Source organism: Candidatus Neomicrothrix sp. (assembly GCF_035329545.1).
Lineage (GTDB): Bacteria > Actinomycetota > Acidimicrobiia > Acidimicrobiales > Microtrichaceae > Microthrix > Microthrix subdominans.
In genome coordinates this window covers 1-21,639 of the sequence record NZ_DAOLGP010000041.1, presented here as the reverse complement: position 1 = coordinate 21,639, position 21,639 = coordinate 1, and the positions used below count along the sequence as shown (strand labels likewise).

Sequence of the window (21,639 nt, the reverse complement as noted above, 5' to 3'; positions counted from 1 at the left end):
CCTTCAGCCTAGCAACGGCCAGCGGCGCTGATCGGGGGAAACCGCACTGCCAACCGGACACCCTGCCCATTTGGCAACTCGCCTGGACAGACCGTTGGATAGGTGTAACAAAGGGAGTGTCTGGGGAGCCTCGATCGTGGAAGACGCTCAGGCCCCTTCACGTACATTCACAGCACAGGACATCCAACCGGACGAAAGCAGCGATGCGACGCTCGAGGAACACCGCCGATAACCGTTCAGGTCTGGTGGTAGGGGTGCACGGCAGTGTGGTCGATGTGGCCATGGATCCACCACTGCCCGAACTCGGGACGCTTCTGGAGACACCCGACCGTTCCGCGGGGGGTGACGGTGGCGAAGCGTCGCTCGAGGAGCGATCTCGTGTCGCCGTCGCGGTCGAGGTCGTCAGCCATCTCGATGGCCAAACCGTGCGTACCGTTGCGCTTACACCCATTCAGGGGCTGGCCCGCGGCGACGAGTTCATCGACTCGGGTGCGCCCATCACCGTCGGTGTGGGCGATGCCACCCGGGGGCGAACCTTCGACGTGTTCGGACGGGTGATCGATGGTCTGGGCGACGACGATCTTGTCGACCTGGAGCAGCGGTCCATCCACCGTCGTCCGGTTTCGTTGGCCCGTCGACCGGCCAAATCCGAGACGTTCCAGACCGGTATCAAGATGATCGACGTGCTTGCTCCCCTCGAGCGTGGGGGCAAGGCGGGGCTCTTCGGGGGAGCCGGGGTCGGCAAGACGGTGCTCATCATGGAACTCATCAACAACGTGGCCGGCGCTCACGAGGGCACCAGCGTCTTCTGTGGCATCGGAGAACGCACCCGAGAGGCGGAGGATCTCCACCGCGAGGTCGCCGAGAGTGGGGTGCTGGAACAGTCTGTCCTCGTGTTCGGTCAGATGGATGAACAACCCGGCGCCCGCTTGCGGGTGGGCCATACAGCGCTCACGATGGCCGAGTACTTTCGCGACGACCGCCAACAGGACGTGTTATTGCTGATCGACAACATCTTCCGGTTTGTGCAGGCGGGCAGCGAGGTCTCAGCACTGCTGGGACAGATTCCCTCCAGGCTCGGCTACCAACCCGACCTGGCCAGCATGTTGGCCGCCCTGGAAGAGCGGATCGCCACCACCGAGAGCGGGGCGATCACCTCGGTGCAGGCCGTCTACGTGCCGGCCGACGACTTCACCGATCCCTCCGCAGTGCACGTGTTCGGTCATCTGTCGGCCTCGATCGTGTTGTCGAGGGACCGGGCATCCCAAGGGCTGTACCCAGCGATCGACCCGCTGCAGTCGAGTTCAAAGTTGCTCACTCCGAACGTGGTCGGCCAACGCCACTACTCCGTTGCCCGCCGGGTTCGGGAGACCCTCGCCGCCTATGACGACCTCTCCGACGTCATCGCGATGCTGGGGATGGAGGAACTTTCCAAGGAGGACCAACTGGTCGTCACCAGGGCCCGCCGGTTGGAGCGGTTTCTCACACAACCGTTCTTTGTCACCGAACAGTTCACCGACCGCTCCGGGCGCATGGTCGAGCTCGAAGAGGCACTCGAGGGATGCGAGCGAATCCTCGCCGACGATCTCCCCGATCACGGCGAAGGGGACTTCTACATGATCGGCTCTCTCGACGACCTGGCCAACCCTGGTCGTCGACCATGACCGGGGCCCCGTCCATGCGTCTCCGCGTCGTCACCCCCGGCCAGGTGGCGCTCGACACCAACGTCGACAAGGTGTCCGCCGAGGCGACCAACGGCGCGTTCACCCTGCTGCCGCGGCACATCGACTTCGTCGCTCCCCTGGCTCAGGGTTTGCTCACCTACGTCTGGGACGACGAGGAATTCGTGGTGGCCCTCGACGGCGGCCTCCTCGTCAAGTGCGGCACCCGGGTCGATGTCGTGACCGCTGCGGCGTTCAGCGGCGACGACCTGCGGTCACTCGACCGCGAGCTCGACACCGCCTTCGAGGGATTCGACGAAGGTGAGCGTTCCGCCCGGCGCGCCATGGCTGATCTGGAGTCGGACATCACACGCCGGCTACTGGACCTGGATCGCGATGCCATCTTCTGAGGACAAGGATGAGGACGAGGCCTTTTCCAGCGTCGAACTGGACCGTGAGCGCGCCGAGACGCTGCGCAGGGTGGTTTCAGCCAAGTCAGAACGCCGGATACGTTCACGCGAAGGTCCCAACGAGAGCATCTGGGCCTTCATGGGTACATTCGGTCTGGTGGGCTGGACCGTCGCAATCCCCACCTTGGCGGGGCTCGCTCTCGGGGTATTTCTCGATAACAGGACCGAGAGCGAGCGAAGCTTCACCATCATGTTCCTGGTCCTCGGGATCGCGCTGGGGTGTGCGACCGCGTGGTATTGGATACGGCGCGAGAGCAGCGGGGACCGACGATGACCTACTCCGTCGTGTTCGCGGTCGTGTTGGGCGCGCTCGCCGGGTTCGTGCTGGGTCTCGGATTTTTCGGCGCACTGGCGTGGACCGCACGCCGTCTCGTGGTTACGTCGCGACCCGCCACCCTGGTGATGGCAAGCCTCCTGGCCAGGATGGCGCTGCTCGCGGTCGGGCTCGTGGCCCTCGCCCGACTGTCGCCCTGGGCGCTGGTTGGGGCGGTGCCGGGTGTGATCACCGCCCGTCTGGTGGTGGTGCGCCGCTTCGTTGCCCAACCTTCGGCAACGATGGGTGGCACCCACGAGGCCACAGGAAGTACCCCGATGTCGGGGCGAGGGGAGCCGAATGATGGGTGAGGACCAGATCAGTCCCGACGCTGAGGTGTTCTGGAGCAGCGGGTTCTTCAACATCAACCTCACCCTCGTCACCACGTGGGCCGTCATGGCACTGCTCATCATCGGCGCCTGGCTGATCACCCGTCGCCTGTCGTCGGGACCGCGGATGTCACGATGGCAGAACGCGCTCGAGGTGATCGTCACCATGCTGCGGAACCAGATCCGCGAGATCAGCGGCCAGGACCCCCATCGCTACCTCGCCTTCGTTGGCACGCTGTTTCTGTTCATCCTCGTGTCGAACCTGCTGGTGGTCTTCCCGGGATATGTGCCACCCACGGCGTCGCTCTCCACCACTGCGGCGCTGGCCGTCGCGGTCTTCGTGGCGGTGCCCGTGTTCGCCATCACCCACCAAGGCCTGCGCACCTATCTGCGCAGCTACCTGCGTCCCAACCCCTTCATGTTGCCGTTCAACATCATCTCGGAGCTCTCGCGCACGCTCGCGTTGGCGGTGCGCCTGTTCGGCAACGTGATGAGCTTCACCAAGATCGTCGCCATCTTGTTGGTCATCGCGCCGCTGATCTTCCCGGCCGTGCTCAACGCGCTGGGGCTGCTCACCGGCGTGGTGCAGGCCTACATCTTCGCGGTGCTGGCCACCGTGTACATCTCCGCCAACTCCCAAACCGAACGAAGCGACGATCACAGCGACCACGCAACCGCGCCGGACGCGAACGAACCATCGCGCGCCTGAACGACCAACAACGAAGGGAACACACATGGATTCCGCAACCTGGATCGGCATGGCGTCGGTGATCACCGCCGGTTTGACCATTGCCATCGGATCGATCGGACCGGCTCTGGGTGAGGCTCGTGCCGCGGCTGAAGCCTTGCGTGCCATCGCTCAACAACCCGATGAGGCCGACACGATCACCCGCACGCTCTTCGTCGCCATGGCCCTGATCGAGTCCACGGCCATCTACGCGTTGGTCATCTCGCTGATCCTGATCTTCGCCAACCCGTTCTGGGCCCAGGTCACGGGCTGAGGGGGCGGCGACGCCATGCTGTTCGACCCGTTCACCATGATCGCCCAGTTGATCAACTTCGTCGTCCTCGTGGTGGCACTGAGGCATTTCCTGTACAAGCCGGTGATCGACGCAATGGACGAGCGCGAGAATAAGATCGCGCAGCGGCTCACCGACGCCGATGAGCGCGAGCACGAAGCGGAAGCAGCCGCGGAGTCCTACCGTCGTCGACAGGTGGAGATCGACGACCGGCGTGATGAGCTGCTCGAGAACGCCGGTCATGATGCGGCCGAACGTCGGACGGAGTTGATCGAACAGGCACGAGAGGACGTCGAAGACCGGCGAAACCGATGGCTCCAGGGTCTGCGACGCGAGCGCGAGGACCTCGACCGCGAGCTTCAGCGTCGCGTTGGTGCCGAGGTGCTCGTTGTCGGGCGCCGTGCCCTGGTGGCCCTCGCCGATGCCGACATCGAACGGCGGGCCCTCGACAAGGCCCTCGATCACCTGGAGGCCGACGAGCCGGCGCGCTCCGCCCTGTTTGGCACGCCGGAGGACCCGGACCGGCCCGCTACCGTGACGGTTCGCCTCGGGTTTCCCGATCAGGTGGATCGCCCACATCTCATCGCCAGGTTGCGCGAGCTGGGCCTGGGCGAGCAGCAGGCCGTCGAGTTTGAACACTCCCCGGATGCAATCCTCGGCGTCGAGATGCGTTCGGACACGACCTCGATCGAGTGGAACCTCGGGGACTATTTCGACCGCCTGGGGATCATCGTCGACCAACTCATCGGTGAGGGAGGTGGAGATGTGTCCCCCGATGATCGACGAGCAGACGCCCACTGAGGGTCGTCTGGGCGATGGTGGTCTCGCCGACGCGCTCAATCGTGGTGTGAGCGGCGTCGCCACCGCCGGAGAGCGGTTCCGTTATGGGCTCGGACATTCCGAACAGGGTCGTGTCACGAGCGTCGCCGGGGGTGTGGTGCGAGCGTCAGGGCTGGCCACCGTCGGCGCAGAGGAGGTCGTTGAGTTCGAGTCCGGGGGGCTCGGGCTGGCCTTGGAACTCGACCGGGACGGGGTCGGCATCGTCGTGCTCGAGCACGGCGTGGAGATCGGGGCAGGACAGGTCGTGCGCGGCACCGGCAGGGTCATGGACGTCCCGGTCGGGGAGGCGCTGCTGGGACGGGTCGTGGATCCCCTCGGCCGCCCGCTCGACGAACGCGGCAGGGTTCGCACCGTCGGGCGTCGGCCGGTCGAACGCCGGGGACCGGCGATCATGGAACGCGCGCCGATCGACACGCCGTTGCAAACCGGGATCATGGCCATCGACGCGCTGGTACCGATCGGCCGGGGCCAGCGCGAACTGATCGTCGGTGACCGCCAGACCGGCAAGTCCACCATCGCGGTGGACACCATCGTGAACCAGCGCGACACGGGTGTCATCTGTGTCTACTGCGCCATCGGACAGCAGACCGCCGGGGTCGCCAAGGTCATCGCCGGGTTGCGCGGTACCGGGGCAATCGACCACAGCGTGGTGGTGGTCGCCACCGGAGAGGACCCGGTCGGCCTTCGCCACATCGCTCCCTACGCGGCAACCACGATGGCCGAGCACTTCGTGGAGGCGGGACGCGATGTGCTCATCGTCTATGACGACCTCACCCGCCATGCCCGCGCCTATCGGGAGTTGTCGCTGCTACTTCGTCGACCTCCCGGACGTGAGGCGTACCCGGGTGACATCTTCTATCTCCACTCCCGGCTCCTCGAACGCTCGGCGCGGCGCTCCGAGGAACTCGGTGGAGGATCGCTCACTGCGTTGCCCATCGTGGAAACCCAGGCCGAGAACCTCGCCGCGTACATCCCCACCAACCTCGTGTCCATCACCGACGGCCAGGTGTACCTGTCGCCGCGCCTGTTCCGCAGCGGCCAACTTCCGCCTGTGGACATCGGGCGGTCGGTCTCGCGGGTGGGCGCACAGGCGCAGCTCCCCGCCTACCGCGCCCTGAGCGGCAACCTACGCCTCTCCTATGCCCAGTTTGAGGAACTCGAGCGCTTCACCCGTTATGGCGCCCGGCTCGAACACGAACGGCGCCGGGAGCTGGAACGAGGCCGGCGCGTCCGCGAAGTGCTCAAGCAGACGCCGTCGGATCCCCGCACGGCGGTCGAACAGATCGCGGTGCTCATCGGGGTGACCAGCGGGGCCTTCGACGGACTGGAACCTGGCGAGATCGCCCCGTTGGAGCGACGGCTGCGCGAACATCTGGGTCGGCTGGAGACCGTCGCCGAGCACATCACCGCTGGCCGAGCGCTGGACGATCACGACCGACGCTCGATCACCGACCTGCTTCGCGAGCTCACATGAGCGTGACCATGGCGCAGATCGACCGCCGGGTCGACAGCGCTCAGGAGCTGGAGTCGGTCACCCACACCATGAAGGGCATGGCTGCGGTGAGCGTCCGTCACTTCGAGCGGGCTGCAGACGCCATGGGGATCTACGAATCCACCCTCGATCGGGGTTTGCAGGTGGTGGCCCGCCATCTCGACGCCGACGACGTGGCGTGGGAACGGCACAGCCGGTTTCCGCCCCGTCGGAGCGCGGTAATCGTGTTCGGGTCGAACCAGGGGCTGTGCGGACCGGTCAACCGCCAGGTGGCCCGCCACGCGGCCGAGGTCGTCGCCGCGTGTCCGACCTCGGTTTTCGAGGTGGTGGCAGTGGGGTTCCGCCTCAGCTCCGAGCTGGAACTCACCGGGGTTCCGCCCGACGTGGTGCTCGAGCTGCCCAACAGCGTCGACGGAATCAGCCCGCGGGCAGCAGAACTGCTCGTACGTATCGATCGCTGGCGGCGCGCCGATCCCAACCCAGCTGTTCACTTGGTCTTTCCCAGCTTCCGCGGGCGTCATGCCGGTTTCGAACCCGCTGATCGCCCGCTGCTGCCTTTCGACACCGCTCGTCTCCGTGAGCTGGTCGGTCAACCTTGGCCAGGCCGGAGCCTGCCCACCTACACCGTCGGGCGTACCGAGTTGCTCGCAACGCTGGTTCGCCAATCGGTCTTCGCTGGGCTGACCCGCACCTTCGCGCAGGCCATGGCATCGGTAGCGGCGAGCAGGTTGGTGGCGATGGACAACGCCCAGCGCGATGTGGAGGAGCGACTGGCCGAACTCCACCGAGAACGACACCGGCTCCGACAGGCCGCTGTCACCGAGGAGCTCCTCGACGTCATCTCCGGTTTCGAAGCGATGCGGGAGTGAATCTCTGGTGGGCGAGGGCTTGGGCCAATACACGGGTGGCCATGGGAAACCGTCTACGGGGACGGGTGGTCGAAATCTGATTCTCCGGGCCCCAGCAGCCGACCAGGCTGGTCGGGGTTGGTGCCGAAGTCGTATCGCAGGGTGCCGGTGACGTCGTCAACTGCGGCTCCGACCGTTGGGTAGAACCGGCTGGGATCGAAGCGCCCACCGAGCCCGTACCGGAGGAGTTGGTCCTTGACGGGCCCCTTCATCTCGGCGAGCAACAGTCGGATATCTCGCGACGACAGGTAGTCGTCGAGGTCGATGAGCTTCTCGACCGCTGTCGCATCGACGCTTGTCATGGCCTCGGCAGCGAGTATGACGGTTGCGGTTTCCGGTCCCGCCTGGTTGACGGCTTCGCTCGTCAGCTTTCCCAGGAGAGGGGCGTTCGCGAAGAACAGCGGTGCATCGAAGCGCACGATGACCAGCCTCGGGACCCGAGTCCCTTCCGGGTGCCGGGTGGCGTCGTGGTATCCGCGGAGCCCCTCCACGCGCACCAGTTCGGTGCGGTATGGCCGCCATGCTTGGTTCACGAACGCCACGAACGACAGAGCGATCGCAATGAGGATGCCTTGCAGGACCCCGACCAGTGCCACACCCACGAATGCGGCCAACGACAGCATCCCCTCGATTCGGTCGACCTTCAGTAGACCGATGACCGTAGGTATGTCCATCAGCGACGAGGCAGCCACGATCACCACAGCGGCCAACGTCGCAGACGGCAGGTACTCGGTCGCTCCCGGTGCCAGCAGGATGAACGCCATCACCATGACGGCTCCGACCACGCCCACGAGTTGGGTCCGCCCGCCCGCCTGCTCGGCGGCCGGGGTACGGGTCGAACTCCCGCAGGTAGGAAAGCCACCAAGCATGCCGGCAGCCGCGCTCGCGAGTCCTACCGCCGCCATCTCGTGGTTGCTGTCCACCGACTCGCCCCGGCGCGCAGCAAACGCGCGCGAGAGCACCGCTGTGTCGGCGAAAGTGATCAGAGCGATGCCGAGCGCCGGGCCGATCATGGATGAGACGTCGCTCCACTGCAGGCCACCCAGAGCCGGGGCCGGTAGACCCTCGGGAAGCGGGCCGACGACGGGGAGTTGGTCGGTCCACCCGAAGAACGCCACGACGACCATCGATCCCCCGACCGCCACGAGTAGTGCGGGGAAGCGACGGCGGTATCTCCTGACCGTCAGCATCAGCACCAGCGATGTCGCGCCGATGGCGATGGCGTGCGGGTCGGTGAGCCCATCGGCAAGCCCCTGCACGGTGAGGCGTGCGGTGTCGATCAGAGAGTCTCGGTTCACCGAGAAGCCGAGCAGCTTCGGGACCTGCCCGACGATCACCACCAGGGCTATTCCGTTCAGGTAGCCGACCCTGATCGGCTTGGACAGCAGATCGGTCACGAAACCAAGGCGCGCTACAGACGCGAGCACCAGTGCTGCACCCATGAGGATCGCCAGCAGGCCGGCCAGTGCAACGGCACGGTCGGGGTCGCCGCCCGAGAGCGGCAGGATCGAGGCTGCAATGATGGGAGCGAGCGCAGAATCCGGACCGAGCACGAGGGTACGCGAAGGCCCGATCACGGCGTACACGAGCAGGGGCACGATCGTTGCGTAGAGGCCGGTCTCGGGAGGCAGCCCGGACGCTTCGGCGTAACCCATTCCAGCGGGTATCAACAGGGCGGTAAGAGCGAGGCCTGCGAAGAGATCCGGGCGCAACCACTCGCGCCGGTACCGACGTGCCGAACGGACTCCCGGCAGTAGGCCGCTGAACTCGACGGGAGTCATGTCCACTACGCCTAGCGCCTGGAGCCGAGGGGGTGAGTGGAGTTCTCCTGAATCTGAGAGCCGGACAGGGGTCGCTCTTCTCTGGCGCTTTGGAGCCCGTCGCTCGTCTGAGCCTCGGGGTCCTGGGCGCTCCGATTCGTTACTTCGAGCACGTATCTCAGACTATTCATTCCAGGCCCCCTTCCGGTTCGGCCCCACATTGTGGGCCGACTGGAGAAGCAATCTGCTGGACCTCGAAGTGATTTTGGAGCGATGCGCGTTCTTGGAGGTGCGCCGTGACACGGCGGTGGCGTGCAACCGTGTCGTGGTGCGCTCAGTCGCAGACGTCCGCAAGCGTCTGCCCGGCCGCTGTGTACTCCTCGGGACCCAGGTCGCCGGTCAGCAACGTCTCGAGCGCTTTACTCACCTCGGCAGGGGCGTCGTCACCAAGCGCTGCTTGCATCTCACCGATGGCGGTGTTTCGCTGAGCACCGTCCTGCGCGGTCTCCAGGTCGGTCTGCGCCGCACAAAACTCGTCGCTTGGAAAAGCGGTGGCGTCGGTAACGGATGCGGCGGTCGTAGTGGATTTCGCGGTGATCGGTACCTTCGTGGTGCTCGACGGTTTCTCGTCGGACCCGCAGCCGACGATGACCATCAACGGCACCCCGATCATGGTGAGAAACACCGTGCGTGCGCTCCTGGTGCGAACGTGCATGAAGTGACAGTACCCGGGGCGGAGCGTCGGCGGCGAGGACACGCTGCACTCGACCTCAGCGACGGGTCAGACCGTCAGTCCCAACACGTCGGCGGCGTTGTCGTGCACGATCTTCATAATTTCGTCGTGCGGCACGCCGGCGAACTGCTTGTCCACCCAGAGTTGCGAATCCGGGAAGGCGCCCTCCATGTGGGGATAGTCGTTGCCCCACATCAGGACGTCCATCCCGATTTCGTGACGCAGCGCGATCGCCGCCGGATCCCACATGAACTGACACTTCACCTGTCGACGGACGTAGTAGCTCGGTGGCGCCTTGAGGTCGGCGTCGAGCACGCCGCCCCGGTGGGCGATCTCCGCGTACCGGCTGTGCAGTGCGTGATCCCACTGCTGCATGGCGTAGGCAAGCCAGCCTGCGTTGCACTCGATGAGCGCGACCGTCAGATCGGGGTGCCGCTCGAGGACGCCGGAGTTCACAAACCACCCCAGCGTGACCATGCCTGCGGCCGACCCGATGGCAAACGCCGTCTGCGCCCCGCCGGCTTCGCCAATGGGCAGAGCGTCGATCCCCATGAACATCGCGCCGGCGAATCCGCCAACGAGGTGCAAAAAGACGGGCACCCGTGCTGCTGCGGCGGCCTCCCAGACCGGGTCCCACATCCGGTCGGAGTAGGGCATGCCAGTGATGACTTCGGGGAGCAGGATGGGCCGCAGGCCCATCGCCGCTGCGCGGGTGACCTCATCCGCGGCCGCTCTGAGGTCGTGCAACGGCAGGAGCATCCCAGGCGCGAACTGACCCATGTGATCCTTGTAGGCGTCGGCCATCCAGTCGTTGGCCAGCCGACACCATGCGAGGTTGGCATCGTCGTCGGGGAGCATCATCCCAAACGCCCCCTCTCCGATCAGGACCTCGCCCACGACCCCCTCACGCGCCATGTCGACCAGCCGTTCCTCAGGGGTCGGTGCGGGTGACGCAAGCGGCCCGCAATCGCCCATCACCATCTGGCGGAGCTGCCTCTCATCGAGCCCATCGACCTTGATGCCGTCGGAGAGTGCAGCCGTCATCTGGTCCAGCACCTGATTGGCCGCTTTGCGGTCCTTCTTACGCTTAGCGGCCGCTGCGAAGCGGGGCCGCACCAGATAGGCGCCGTCCTCACGCTGCTCGATCCGTGGCAAGTACTGGCGATACTTCGCGGGCAACTCATCGACAAGATCGAGCGGCACGTTGTGATGCGAATCAGCCGTAATCAGTGGCCAAGCCATGGGGTCCCCCTGAGACGTGTTTGACGTGAGCCCGATACAAGCAGCCGCACCCACATCTGTCAATGGAACCCATTAACGCCATCAGTAACACCACCGGGATGCAGCCCGCACCGCAGTTGTCGGACGGGCGATACGATCGGTGAGTGGCAGCCGCCGAATCCGCCGCTGGTACGGATGCCGACACCCGAACACGGCTGCTCCGCGCAGCGGCATTTCACTTCGCACGCAAAGGCACCTCCGGAGCACGCAACCACGAGATCCATGCGATGGCCGGTCTGCGCAACGAGTCGGCGCTCCACTACTACTTCGGCAACCGGCGGAACCTGGTGAATGCGGTGGTTGGGGAATACGACGTCTTTGCCGGCCAATCCGCCAACTCCATCCCCGGCGAGACGCCCGAAGCCGTCGTCGACTATGTGGTGGGCCGGCTGGACTCGGCTCTGGCCACGCCCGACGGCCGCAACTGGCTGAGGGTGATCTCGGAGTTGATGGCGCAATTCACCGATCAGCCGGGGATGGCTGACGACGCTGAGCGTGCGACAACGCTTGCGGTGCGCCTCGAACCCATGGTGGCGCTGCCCGCTGCCGTCGTGCACCGCAGAACCTTCGCCATGTTGCGGTTCATGACCTCGCAGATGGCCGAGCGAGCATCACATCTCGAACACGACGACCTCCCGTTGCTCGACGAGTCGGAGTTCATCGACGAGGTCGCCGCCATGAGCCTCGCCATGCTCACCACTCCGATGCGACAGCGAGCGCGACTCCGTTGACAGACGGACCACGCCAGGTGACGATGTCGCCATGACCACTGACACCATGACCGGCACGCTGAGATGGATTCCTGCCGAGGAGAACGGTCCGACCATGCCGTTCGACCAGCAGCACATCAGCGCCTTCGCCTACGTGGGCGACCGCCGCAATGACGAGAGCGCCATCGTGGTGCGGGGTCTCGACAAGGACAGCACCGAGTCCTCGGTTGAAGCCGAGTGGGTCGACAGTTACCCGGCGCTGTCGACGCGCACCGGCGACGTGATCACGCTCATCGGCGCCCAACGCCCGATCGCCACCATCGCCGTGACCTCCATTGGCGAGACGACCGCCAGCGACGCATCGGTGTAGCAAGCTCCCGGCCGGTGTCACACTTGACGGCCTGACCCGGACCGGCTTGGTTAATCGGGCGATGAACAATACGCCACCGCATTGATACGCTGCCGTATCATGACGCCCGGTCCTCAGGAGAGCTTGCGAGCCCGTGGTCCATCATCGCGACATACGAGCGGACCCCAGCCGTCGACATCCACGGACGGGAACGATGTGGCGAGCCGAGGGCCGAGTGCACGTCGGCAGAGACTGTCGGCGCCGGACTGGATCGACGCGGCGCTCAAAGTGATCGCCGAAAACGGCGTCGAAGCCGTTGCCGTCGAACCGCTCGCCCAGCGCCTCGGGGTCACCAAGGGGAGCTTCTATGCGCATTTCTCATCGAGGAACGCGCTGGTGGTTGCCGCCCTCGAACAGTGGAAGTCCGACGAGACGGCATGCACATCAGCCCTCCTCGTGGGCGACGACCCATTGGTTGTGCTCAGCACGTTGATCGGGTCGATGTTCGGCGACCACCAGCGCGGGAAGGTCTACGCAGGGATCTGCGCGGCCGGTGCCGACCCGCTGGTCACGCCCTACGCGCTCGACCACGCACTGGCCAAGGTGCAGATCCTCACCGACCTCTACGGCAGCGTGGGCCTGCCGAAGGCTGTCGCTGCCCAACGCGCCGAACTCACCTATACGGCCTACATGGGGCACTGGCGGGTCAAGGCCATGTTGCCACTCGCGGAAACAGGGTCGACGAACAGCTACATCGACCACCTGATCGACACGCTCATTCCCAGCTGACACCCACCAACGAGGAGGCCCGAATGGTCGCCGACCACCACATCATCGAACCTCCCCGGTGCACTTCGTACGCGACATGTTGCAACTGAACGACAGCTGATCAGTACCGACAAAAGGGAGGTAGACCGCCATGAGCTCGCTCATCGACTTTGTGCAGTTTCACGAGGTAGACCTTCCCGCCCGGTTGAGGTCGGGCAACGCACGACTCGCCGCCCACGACGTCACCGAGGTCGGAGCGATCGGGTTCCACCAGGAGGGCACGGACCACAGCTACACCTACGTTCCCGTTGGCGACGACATCGAGATCCGACGCGGCACGAGCGACGCTCGAACGGTGGTGACCATCGATCTCGAATCGTTCAGCGGCCTGGTCGGCGACGCCGAGACCGCCCCGGGGCTGCTCTACAGCGATCGGGTCTCCTGCACGGCCGGGTCGCCGATGCGGTTCGTGCGATGGGAGCCTGCGTTGCGGGCCATGTTCCACGGCCGACCCATCTACGACCCGGCTGCCTTCGAGCTTCGCTCGGCAGGCGGGGATCCTCTGGATCCCGCTGCGAGCTTCACCACCAGCGACGACGACGCGGCGATGACCGAGTTCCTCCACAGCGCCGGCTATCTCCACGTTCGCGGCGTGTTCGACGCTGACGAGATCGAGACGATGCTCGAGGCCGCCCAGCGCCAACAGGCGGCGGCTACACCGGGCGACGACCGGTCGTGGTGGGGACGCAACCGCTCGGGCGACGAGGTGCTCAGCCGCGTCACCCATGCAGGGTCGGATCCCGACCTGCGGCGCCTCTACGACGACCATCGCCTTCTCGACCTGGTCGCCCTGTCGGAATTCGACCTGACGGCGCGGGCCGGACAGGCCGACGAGGGGGTGATGGTGCTGTGGAAACAGCCGGACATGACCGAGGGGCTCTCGGACATCCCGTGGCACCGGGACTGTGGCCTCGGCGGCCACGCGACCATGTGCCCACTCCTCATCGCCACGGTGTGTCTGACCGGTGGCGGGCCCGATTCCGGCGAACTTCGGATGCTTCCGGGTTCCTGGCGTTACTCCTCGCCCTCCATCGACACCGATGACAGCGACGCCCCCCAGGGCGTTGCTCTCGATGTTCAGCCCGGGGACGTCACCCTGCACTACAGCGACATCGCGCATGTCTCGTGTCCGCCTTCGGGGCGGGGCCCGTTTCGCACCAGCCTGCTGCTCGCATTCGTTCCTGACGTGGAAACACACGCCCTCAGCAAGCAGAGCTACAACTCCGCCCTGCACCGAAGCAGTGACGGCCACGTCGATCACCTCCGCGACGTCCTGGAGGCGAAGCCGACCCGATGAGCGAGCCGACCCGTCGTCGGCCGCAGGGTCACAGCGAGAGACCAGGAAACCTCTCGCGAGCACGGACCCCACCCATGCACCATGATCGAGCACGGACCCCACCCATGCACCATGATGGGGCCATGTCGATGAGAACAACTTCGACGATGCAGACGGTGGACGCCAACGAGGCGGTGGCCTCGGTCGCCTACCGCCTCAGCGAGGTGATCGCCATCTACCCGATCACCCCAGCGTCACCGATGGGTGAGCACGCCGATGAATGGTCGGTGGCCGAACAGGTGAACCTCTGGGGATCGATACCCCAGGTCATCGAGATGCAGTCCGAAGGCGGTGCGGCAGGCGCCGTGCACGGCGCGTTGCAGGCCGGGGCGCTGACCACCACCTTCACCGCATCGCAGGGTCTGTTGTTGATGCTCCCCAACCTGTACAAGATCGCCGGAGAGCTGACCTCGTTCTGCTTGCACGTGGCGGCACGAAGCATCGCCACCCACGCGCTGTCGATCTTCGGGGACCACTCCGATGTGATGGCCGCCCGCCAGAGCGGGTTCGCCCTGCTGGCATCGGGCTCCCCCCAGGAAGCTCAGGACCTCGCCGCCATCGCTCACGCAGCGACCCTGGTCTCGCGGGTACCGTTCCTTCACTTCTTCGACGGGTTCCGCACCTCACACGAGATTCAGAAGCTGGCGGCGATCGATGACGCCACGCTGCACTCGTTGCTCGATCCCGGGGCCATCGCCGCACACAGCGATCGGGCCCTCTCCCCCGAACACCCCGTCGTGAGGGGAACGTCGCAGAACCCCGACGCCTTCTTTCAGGGTCGTGAGGCGGCCAACGCGTTCCACGATGCGTGTCCCGACGTCGTCGCCGACACGATGGCTCGTTTCGCCGAGCTGACCGGCCGCTCCTATGCGCCGTTCAACTACGTCGGCCATCCCCAAGCGGAGCGGGTCGTGGTGATGATGGGCTCGGGTGCGCAGTGTGCTCATGAGACCGTGGAGCACCTCGTGGCCGCCGGAGAAAAGGTGGGACTCGTGAAGGTGCGGCTGTACCGCCCCTTCTCGATGGAGCGCTTCACCGAGGCGCTGCCCACGTCCGTTCGCTCGATTGCGGTACTCGACCGCACCAAAGAGCCCGGCTCCACCGGTGAACCCCTTCTGTTGGATGTCATCGCGTCGCTGGTGGACGCACTAGGCGACGGCCGCATCGATGCCCTGCCCCAAATCATCGGTGGCCGCTACGGGCTCTCCTCCAAGGAGTTCACCCCGGCCATGGCCAAGTCGGTCTTCGACGAGCTCGAGGCCACGGCGCCGCGGCGCCGCTTCACGGTGGGCATCAACGATGACGTCACCCACCTGTCGCTACCGGTGGCGGAGGGATTCGACATCGAGGCGGACGATGTCACCCGAGCCGTGTTCTTTGGTCTCGGATCCGACGGCACGGTCAGCAGCAACAAGGCCGCCATTCGCATCATCGGGGCCGCCACCGAGCTTCACTGCCAGGGCCACTTCGTGTACGACTCCAAGAGGCCGGCGCCACCACAGTGTCGCACCTGCGCTTCGGACCCCGGCCGATCCGCTCGACCTACGAGATCACACGAGCGGGGTTCGTCGGTGTGCACGAGCCGGGTTTCCTGGAACGCTTGGACGTCCTGGAGGTGGCGGACGAGGGTGCCACCGTGCTGCTCAACACCACCGTTGCGCCCGACCAGTTGTGGGACAGCCTTCCGGCGGAAGCACAGCGGGTTCTGTCCGAACGCAACTGCCGCCTGTACGCCATCGACGCCACCCGTGTCGCTGAGGCCAACGGCCTGGGTCGGCGGATCAACACGGTCATGTCGACCTGCTTCTTCGCACTGTCCGGCGTCCTTCCCCGCGACGAGGCGATCGCCGCAGTGAAGCAGTCGGTCAGCGACACCTGGGGCAAGCGGGGACCCGAGATCGAGCGTCGCAACTTCCAGGCCATCGACGCCACCCTGGCCGAACTGCACGAGGTTGCAGTCGGCACCCCCGACAGCGCCAGGCACCGCCCGCCGACCGTGCCAGTGGACGCTCCCGATTTCGTCGCCAACGTGACGCGGCTGCTGCTCGAGGGCCACGGTGACCGACTGCCCGTCAGCGCCTTCCCGCCCGACGGCACCTGGCCCACGGGCACCAGCAAGTACGAGAAGCGTGCCATCGCGATCGACATCCCGATCTGGGAACCCGACCTGTGCGTGCAGTGCAACCGCTGCTCGATGATCTGCCCGCACGCTGCGATCCGCACGAAGGTCTTCGAGCCCGACGCTGCCGCATCGGCCCCGCCGAGTTTCCGGCACGTGGCCGAAGAACATACCCAGGCGCTCGAGGGGCTCCAGTACGTGGTTCAGGTGGCGCCCGACGACTGCACGGGCTGTCGGCTCTGCGTGGAGGTGTGCCCTGCAAAGGATCGTTCGCAGCCGAAGCGCAAAGCCATCAACATGAGGCCGGCTGAGGAGCACCGCGAACGCGAGCGCGAATCGTTCGCCTTCTACCAATCGATACCGGACGTCACCCGTTCACTCATTCCGGAGCGATCGAGAACCCTCCCGCTGCTCCAGCCGCTGTTCGAATTTTCGGGGGCGTGCGCCGGTTGCGGGGAGACCCCGTACCTACGGTTGCTCACCCAGCTCTACGGGGATCGCCTGGTGATGGCGAACGCCACGGGTTGCTCCTCGATCTACGGCGGCAACCTGCCTACTACCCCGTACACGACCAATGCCGACGGACGCGGCCCCGCGTGGAACAACTCGCTGTTCGAGGACAACGCCGAGTTTGGTCTCGGCATGCGTCTCGGCGTGGACTCCCAGGAGGAGCGTGTCCGGACGTTGCTCGAGCGCCTCGCTTCGGTGTTGCCCGCCCGGCTGCTCAGCGAGCTGCGCGCGCCTTGTGACCCCGATGCCGAGTCGATCGCAGAACGCCGCCAACTGGTGGCGGAGCTGACCCGCCGGCTTATGGAGCTGCCCGAGTCGGACGTGGACACCGACGATGTGGCGGAACTGCTGCGGTTGGCCGACCACCTGGTGCCACGTTCGGTGTGGATCGTCGGCGGTGACGGATGGGCCTACGACATCGGCTTCGGTGGGCTGGATCACGTACTGGCCTCCGACCGCAAGGTGAACGTGTTGGTCCTCGACACCGAGGTGTACTCCAACACCGGCGGTCAGGCATCCAAGGCCACCCCGATGGGGGCCGTGGCCAAGTATGCGTCCGCCGGCAAGGAGACTGGGAAGAAGGACCTCGGGCTGCTGGCGATGACCTACGGCCACGTCTACGTCGCAAGCGTCGCCATTCAGGCCCGCAACAACCAGACGGTCAAGGCATTGCTGGAGGCCGAAGCGCATCCCGGGCCGTCCCTGATCATCGCCCACAGCCCGTGCATCGCTCACGGATACGACCTGGCGCACTCACCCACCCAGCAGCGCCGCGCAATCGACAGCGGCGCCTGGCCGCTGTACCGGTTCGATCCCCGCCGGATCGCGGAGGGCGAGCCTCCGCTGAAGATCGACGCCGACCCGCTGTCGATACCCATGGACACCTACATGCGCGAAGAGGCCCGGTTCCGCATGGTAGAGCTGCGCGACCCGGAGCGCTTCAAACAGCTCGTGAACGCAGCGGAGGCGGGAGCTGCTGAGCGACACGCCCTGTATCAGCAGCTCGCTCAAATCAGGTTCCCGGTAACGGAGGGCCCAGCACAGGAGGACACCGATGGTTGAGCTGGGTTGTGACTGGCTTGGGCTGCGGCTGGCCAACCCGTTCGTGGTCGGTGCATCGCCGCTGTGCGACTCGGCGGACGACGCTGTCGCCCTGGTCGACGTGGGCGCAAGCGCGGTGGTGGTGCACTCGCTGTTCGAGGAGCAGCTGATCGCCGATCAGGTTTCTGCCAACCGGTACCTCGACTCCATGATCGACACCAACGCAGAAGCCCCGTCGTTTCTCCCCGAGACCGATGTCTTCTCCGGCAGCGCCAACCCCATGCTGCGCCACGTCCGGCGCCTGACCGAGGTACTCGACGTACCGGTGGTGGCCTCCCTCAACGGCGTCACCCCGGGAGGCTGGACCGGTTACGCCCGGGAACTCGCCGGTGCAGGGGCCGCTGCCATCGAGTTGAACCTGTACGACGTGGCCACCGACCTCGACGAGACCGGTGAGGACATTGAGGAGCGCCAACTGAGCGTCGTCGCCGATGTGGTCGGCGTGGTGGACGTACCGGTTTCGGTGAAGCTGTCACCGTTCTACGCGTCGGTGCCCAACTTCGTCACCCGCCTGGAAGCCGTCGGGGCTGCTGGCGTGGTGTTGTTCAACCGGTTCTACCAACCGGACCTCGACCTGGAGACACTCGACATCGCGCGGCACCTGGTGCTGTCCACCCCGGCCGAGCTCCCGATGCGACTACATGCCATGGCAATCCTGCACGGCCGAACCCAGCTGTCGCTCGCCGTCAGCGGTGGGGTCCACAGCGGAACGGATGCGGCGAAGGCGATCCTCTCGGGGGCGGACGCCGTCCAGCTCGTGTCGGTGCTGCTCAAAGGCGGCCCATCAGCGCTCGCGCGCATCGTCGACGAACTCGCGGGCTGGATGGATGCCCAGGGCTACCGCAACCTCGACGAGGCGAAGGGCGCGACGGCGATGGGCAACGTCGCCAATCCACACGAACTCCAACGGCTCAACTACGCCCAGCTGCTGCACAGCTGGTCGCTCTGACCCGGCCGCGCTCGGAGAAGAGCCCGGCGCTCAGGGAAGGACTGGCTTGAGCGTCAGGAGGGTGCCGTTGTGGTGCTTCGCTACCGCTTCCACGCTCTCGCGCTCACCGTGGGCGAGCACCGCCACGAGCACCTCTCCGGGTGCGAGCGGTGTCTCCCTGATGTCGCCATGGGCGGTGAACGCGTCGTCGACCGACGCGATGCCGAGAAACCCACCGAGCATCGCTCCGCCAACCCCGGTTGCCGGAGCGACGGCGAACATTCCCCCGATTCCCAGCGGGGCAAGTCCCGGTATGACCAAGGCTGTCAACGCCAGGCCTGCGAGCGCTCCCAGGGACGCGCCCTTCGCCAGGCGTTTGCCGAGGACAGCCTCCTCGTCACGTTCGAAGACGACCTGATCGGTGCCATCCACCGCAACGCCCAAGTGGTCGCTTCCCAAACCCAGGTCCTGCAGTTCAGCCACAGCGGCTGCGGCCTGGTCCCGATCCGGGAACACCGCGACGACGTGCTCGTGCTCGTATTTCTCGCACGCCACGGCGGGGGTCTTGGCCCGAGCTTGAAGCTCGTCGACGACCGACTGCAGTTCCGGAGTGACCGGTGCGCCGTCCTCGACGAGGAGCGTTCCAATCGGCTGTCCACCGGAGGATGCGATGGCAAAGACCGTGCCTTGGTGGTCGGTATCGGCGCCCCGGTCGCAGCGGTACGCCCCCGGTACCGCAACCTCGGCCGGATCGAACTGCTCGCCTGAACCCTGCGCCAACAGGTGCCCCCCGTCAACGGTCAGTTCCTCGGAAAAGCCGGTTGCTCCCAGCCACCGTTGCACCTGGCTCGCCTCGTCGTCCTTCATGGAACCTCCAAGCTCACGCGGAAATGGACCGCTTCTGTTCGCACCCGACCGTCCGACCATACCCGAGGCGCTGCCGGGGCGGGTCGGGTTCCAGAACGTGGTCGCCGGCGATGTAGATGAAGCTCCCTGGCGCACAAGTCAGCAGGTTGTCGGTGCGGTCGAGCGAAACGATCTATAACATCGGACGGGATGTTTCGAGGGCGGGTCTCGTGCACAGAGCCTCGGCCGCCTTGCCACCTCCTTGAGCGCTGGGCCCGAGGCCCGGAATGGAGATCATCCTGATGTCGACATTCCCCACCGGACCAACGGGGCGGATCCCATCAGATGTGCGCGTCGACATCTGATGAGCCACAACACGATCCCGCCTTCCTCCCGACCCGACCGGGTACCCAACCTCGTCGACTACGACGCCGAGCACTCCGCGTTCCGGTGGATCGACGCTGAGGCCCGCCTCGAAGGTCTCCCGGGAGGCGGCCTGAACATCGCCCACGAGGCGGTCGACCGCCACGCTGCGGGCCTCCTGGCCGACCGGGTGGCGTTGCGCTTCATCCATCGCGACGACACGGTGACCGACCTCACCTACGCCGAACTTGCCAAAGCCACCAGCCGGTTCGCAGAGGTGCTCGCCATGCTCGGCGTAGGCCGCGGCGAACGGGTCGTCACCCTCGCCGGCCGGGTTCCCGAGCTCTACACCGCTGCGCTCGGCACCCTCAAGGCAGGGGCGGTCTTCTGCCCCCTGTTCTCTGCCTTCGGGCCCGAGCCCATCCACCAGCGCCTCGCGAAGGGCAACGTCGCCGTGCTGGTGACCACCGCCTCGCTGTACCGCCGCAAGGTCGCAGCTCTGCGAGAACGGCTGCCCGAATTGCGCCACGTGCTGCTGATCGACGGCGACGGCGATCCGGACGCCGGGGTGCACAGCCTCGCCGAGCTGATGGCCCAAATGCCCGGCGAGGCACCCCCGGCCGACACCAGCGCCGAGGATCCGGCCCTGCTGCACTTCACCTCTGGATCCACCGGTCGGCCCAAGGGAGCGCTGCACGTGCATCGCGCCGTCGTCGCCCACCACGCCACCGGTGGCTACGCGCTCGATCTGCACCCGGACGACATCTTCTGGTGCACCGCCGACCCCGGGTGGGTCACCGGTACCTCCTACGGAATCATCGCCCCGCTGACCCATGGGGTGACGGTCATCGTCGATGAGGCCGATTTCAATGCCCGTCGCTGGTACCGCATCCTCGACGAGCAACGGGTGACCGTCTGGTACACCGCACCCACGGCCATCCGCATGCTCATGCGCGCCGGCAACGACCTGCCGGCCGAGGCGGACCTGTCCTCGCTTGCGATGGTGTCCTCGGTCGGCGAGCCGCTCAACCCGGAGGCTGTCGTGTGGGGCGCAGAAGTGCTCGGCCACACGATCCACGACAACTGGTGGCAGACCGAGACCGGCGGGATCATGGTTGCCAACTTCCCGGCATGCGAGGTGCGACCCGGGTCGATGGGTCGCCCGCTGCCGGGCATCGACGTGGCCATCGCGGCCGTGGACAGCAACAACGAACCCACCGTGAACGACGATGGCAGCCTGCGGCTCATCACCGAGCCGGGCGGTGAGGGCATGATCGCCATCGGTACCGGTTGGCCCTCGATGTTCCGTGCCTACCTGCACGAAGATGAGCGCTACACGCGTTCCTTCGTCGACGGGTGGTATCTCTCGGGCGATCTGGCCACCCGAGACATCGATGGATACCTGTGGTTCGTCGGCCGTGCCGACGACGTCATCAAGACCGCCGGGCATCTGATCGGACCCTTCGAGGTGGAATCCGCGCTCATGGAACACCCATCGGTCGTGGAAGCGGGTGTGATCGGCGTACCCGACGAGCTCGCCGGAAACATCGTCAAGGCATTCGTCACCCTCGCCCCCGGGGTCGAGTGGGACGACGACCTGCGCCTCGAGCTGATCGGCCACGCACGACGCCGCCTCGGCGCAGCGGTGGCCCCAAGAGAAATCGCCTGCGAACCGCACCTGCCCAAGACCCAATGCCGTTAACTTAGAACTACATGGGTGTAGTATCGGCGGATGGCTCGTGT

General features: G+C 66.0%; 19 protein-coding genes and 1 pseudogene. 16 read left to right on the top strand and 4 right to left on the bottom strand.

Annotated elements, in window-relative coordinates; all coding sequences use genetic code 11:
* Positions 1-203 precede the first annotated feature (203 nt).
* The 9 genes from atpD to PKD89_RS17035 are packed head-to-tail and all read left to right on the top strand — an operon-like array spanning position 204 to position 6,993.
* Positions 204-1,664 (top strand): F0F1 ATP synthase subunit beta, encoded by a 1,461-nt coding sequence (gene atpD / locus PKD89_RS17075; protein WP_287380336.1) that lies wholly within the window; start codon positions 204-206, stop codon positions 1,662-1,664.
* Entirely contained in the window at positions 1,661-2,071 is a 411-nt protein-coding gene (locus PKD89_RS17070; RefSeq protein WP_287380334.1) for a F0F1 ATP synthase subunit epsilon, read from the top strand. Before atpD ends, PKD89_RS17070 begins: the two co-directional genes overlap by 4 nt.
* Positions 1,983-2,405 (top strand): AtpZ/AtpI family protein, encoded by a 423-nt coding sequence (locus tag PKD89_RS17065; protein WP_287380332.1) that lies wholly within the window; start codon positions 1,983-1,985, stop codon positions 2,403-2,405. Before PKD89_RS17070 ends, PKD89_RS17065 begins: the two co-directional genes overlap by 89 nt.
* Positions 2,402-2,755 carry an ATP synthase subunit I gene (locus PKD89_RS17060; RefSeq protein WP_287380330.1) on the top strand — a complete coding sequence of 118 codons (354 nt, stop codon included), beginning with the start codon at positions 2,402-2,404 and terminating at the stop codon, positions 2,753-2,755. The genes PKD89_RS17065 and PKD89_RS17060 overlap by 4 nt, the downstream gene beginning before the upstream one ends.
* On the top strand, positions 2,748-3,482 hold the full coding sequence (locus PKD89_RS17055) for a F0F1 ATP synthase subunit A (RefSeq protein WP_287380328.1): 735 nt from the start codon (positions 2,748-2,750) through the stop codon (positions 3,480-3,482). The genes PKD89_RS17060 and PKD89_RS17055 overlap by 8 nt, the downstream gene beginning before the upstream one ends.
* 25 nt (positions 3,483-3,507) lie before the next feature.
* Positions 3,508-3,774: a F0F1 ATP synthase subunit C gene (locus PKD89_RS17050; protein WP_287380326.1), complete on the top strand. Its 267-nt coding sequence runs from the start codon at positions 3,508-3,510 to the stop codon at positions 3,772-3,774.
* Positions 3,775-3,789: 15 nt separating this feature from the next.
* Complete coding sequence (locus PKD89_RS17045; protein ID WP_287380324.1) at positions 3,790-4,593, top strand: hypothetical protein; 804 nt, start codon at positions 3,790-3,792, stop codon at positions 4,591-4,593.
* Positions 4,556-6,106, top strand: a complete 1,551-nt coding sequence (locus tag PKD89_RS17040; protein WP_287380322.1) for a F0F1 ATP synthase subunit alpha — start codon at positions 4,556-4,558, stop codon at positions 6,104-6,106. The genes PKD89_RS17045 and PKD89_RS17040 overlap by 38 nt, the downstream gene beginning before the upstream one ends.
* Positions 6,103-6,993 carry a FoF1 ATP synthase subunit gamma gene (locus PKD89_RS17035; protein WP_287380319.1) on the top strand — a complete coding sequence of 297 codons (891 nt, stop codon included), beginning with the start codon at positions 6,103-6,105 and terminating at the stop codon, positions 6,991-6,993. Before PKD89_RS17040 ends, PKD89_RS17035 begins: the two co-directional genes overlap by 4 nt.
* 53 nt (positions 6,994-7,046) lie before the next feature.
* Here the strand turns inward: PKD89_RS17035 and PKD89_RS17030 are convergent, their stop codons facing one another.
* The 3 genes from PKD89_RS17030 to PKD89_RS17020 form a co-directional block, all read right to left on the bottom strand.
* On the bottom strand, positions 7,047-8,813 hold the full coding sequence (locus tag PKD89_RS17030) for a SulP family inorganic anion transporter (RefSeq protein WP_287380317.1): 1,767 nt from the start codon (positions 8,811-8,813) through the stop codon (positions 7,047-7,049).
* Positions 8,814-9,126: 313 nt separating this feature from the next.
* Complete coding sequence (locus PKD89_RS17025) at positions 9,127-9,507, bottom strand: hypothetical protein (protein ID WP_287380315.1); 381 nt, start codon at positions 9,505-9,507, stop codon at positions 9,127-9,129.
* Between the two features lie 66 nt (positions 9,508-9,573).
* On the bottom strand, positions 9,574-10,767 hold the full coding sequence (locus PKD89_RS17020) for an amidohydrolase family protein (RefSeq protein ID WP_287380313.1): 1,194 nt from the start codon (positions 10,765-10,767) through the stop codon (positions 9,574-9,576).
* Between the two features lie 143 nt (positions 10,768-10,910).
* On the opposite strand from PKD89_RS17020, the gene PKD89_RS17015 reads away from it, so the two are divergent.
* The 6 genes and pseudogenes from PKD89_RS17015 to PKD89_RS16985 all read left to right on the top strand — a co-directional run bounded on the left by PKD89_RS17015 (position 10,911) and on the right by PKD89_RS16985 (position 18,708).
* The gene (locus tag PKD89_RS17015) at positions 10,911-11,537 is read left to right on the top strand and encodes a hypothetical protein (RefSeq protein ID WP_287390223.1); all 627 of its coding nucleotides are present in this window, start codon (positions 10,911-10,913) and stop codon (positions 11,535-11,537) included.
* 31 nt (positions 11,538-11,568) lie between these two features.
* Positions 11,569-11,886, top strand: a complete 318-nt coding sequence (locus PKD89_RS17010) for a hypothetical protein (protein ID WP_287380307.1) — start codon at positions 11,569-11,571, stop codon at positions 11,884-11,886.
* A gap of 195 nt (positions 11,887-12,081) precedes the next feature.
* On the top strand, positions 12,082-12,654 hold the full coding sequence (locus PKD89_RS17005; protein ID WP_425591262.1) for a TetR/AcrR family transcriptional regulator: 573 nt from the start codon (positions 12,082-12,084) through the stop codon (positions 12,652-12,654).
* Between the two features lie 130 nt (positions 12,655-12,784).
* Positions 12,785-13,990, top strand: a complete 1,206-nt coding sequence (locus PKD89_RS17000) for a phytanoyl-CoA dioxygenase family protein (protein ID WP_287380303.1) — start codon at positions 12,785-12,787, stop codon at positions 13,988-13,990.
* 128 nt (positions 13,991-14,118) lie between these two features.
* A pseudogene (nifJ, locus tag PKD89_RS19855) lies at positions 14,119-17,720 on the top strand (pyruvate:ferredoxin (flavodoxin) oxidoreductase).
* Positions 17,713-18,708 (top strand): dihydroorotate dehydrogenase-like protein, encoded by a 996-nt coding sequence (locus PKD89_RS16985; protein WP_287390229.1) that lies wholly within the window; start codon positions 17,713-17,715, stop codon positions 18,706-18,708. Before nifJ ends, PKD89_RS16985 begins: the two are co-directional and overlap by 8 nt.
* A 30-nt stretch (positions 18,709-18,738) precedes the next feature.
* Here PKD89_RS16985 and PKD89_RS16980 read toward each other — a convergent pair whose 3' ends face one another.
* Entirely contained in the window at positions 18,739-19,554 is an 816-nt protein-coding gene (locus PKD89_RS16980) for a hypothetical protein (protein WP_287380297.1), read from the bottom strand.
* A gap of 343 nt (positions 19,555-19,897) precedes the next feature.
* On the opposite strand from PKD89_RS16980, the gene acsA reads away from it, so the two are divergent.
* Positions 19,898-21,598 carry an acetate--CoA ligase gene (gene acsA / locus PKD89_RS16975; RefSeq protein ID WP_289011006.1) on the top strand — a complete coding sequence of 567 codons (1,701 nt, stop codon included), beginning with the start codon at positions 19,898-19,900 and terminating at the stop codon, positions 21,596-21,598.
* Positions 21,599-21,639 lie beyond the last annotated feature (41 nt).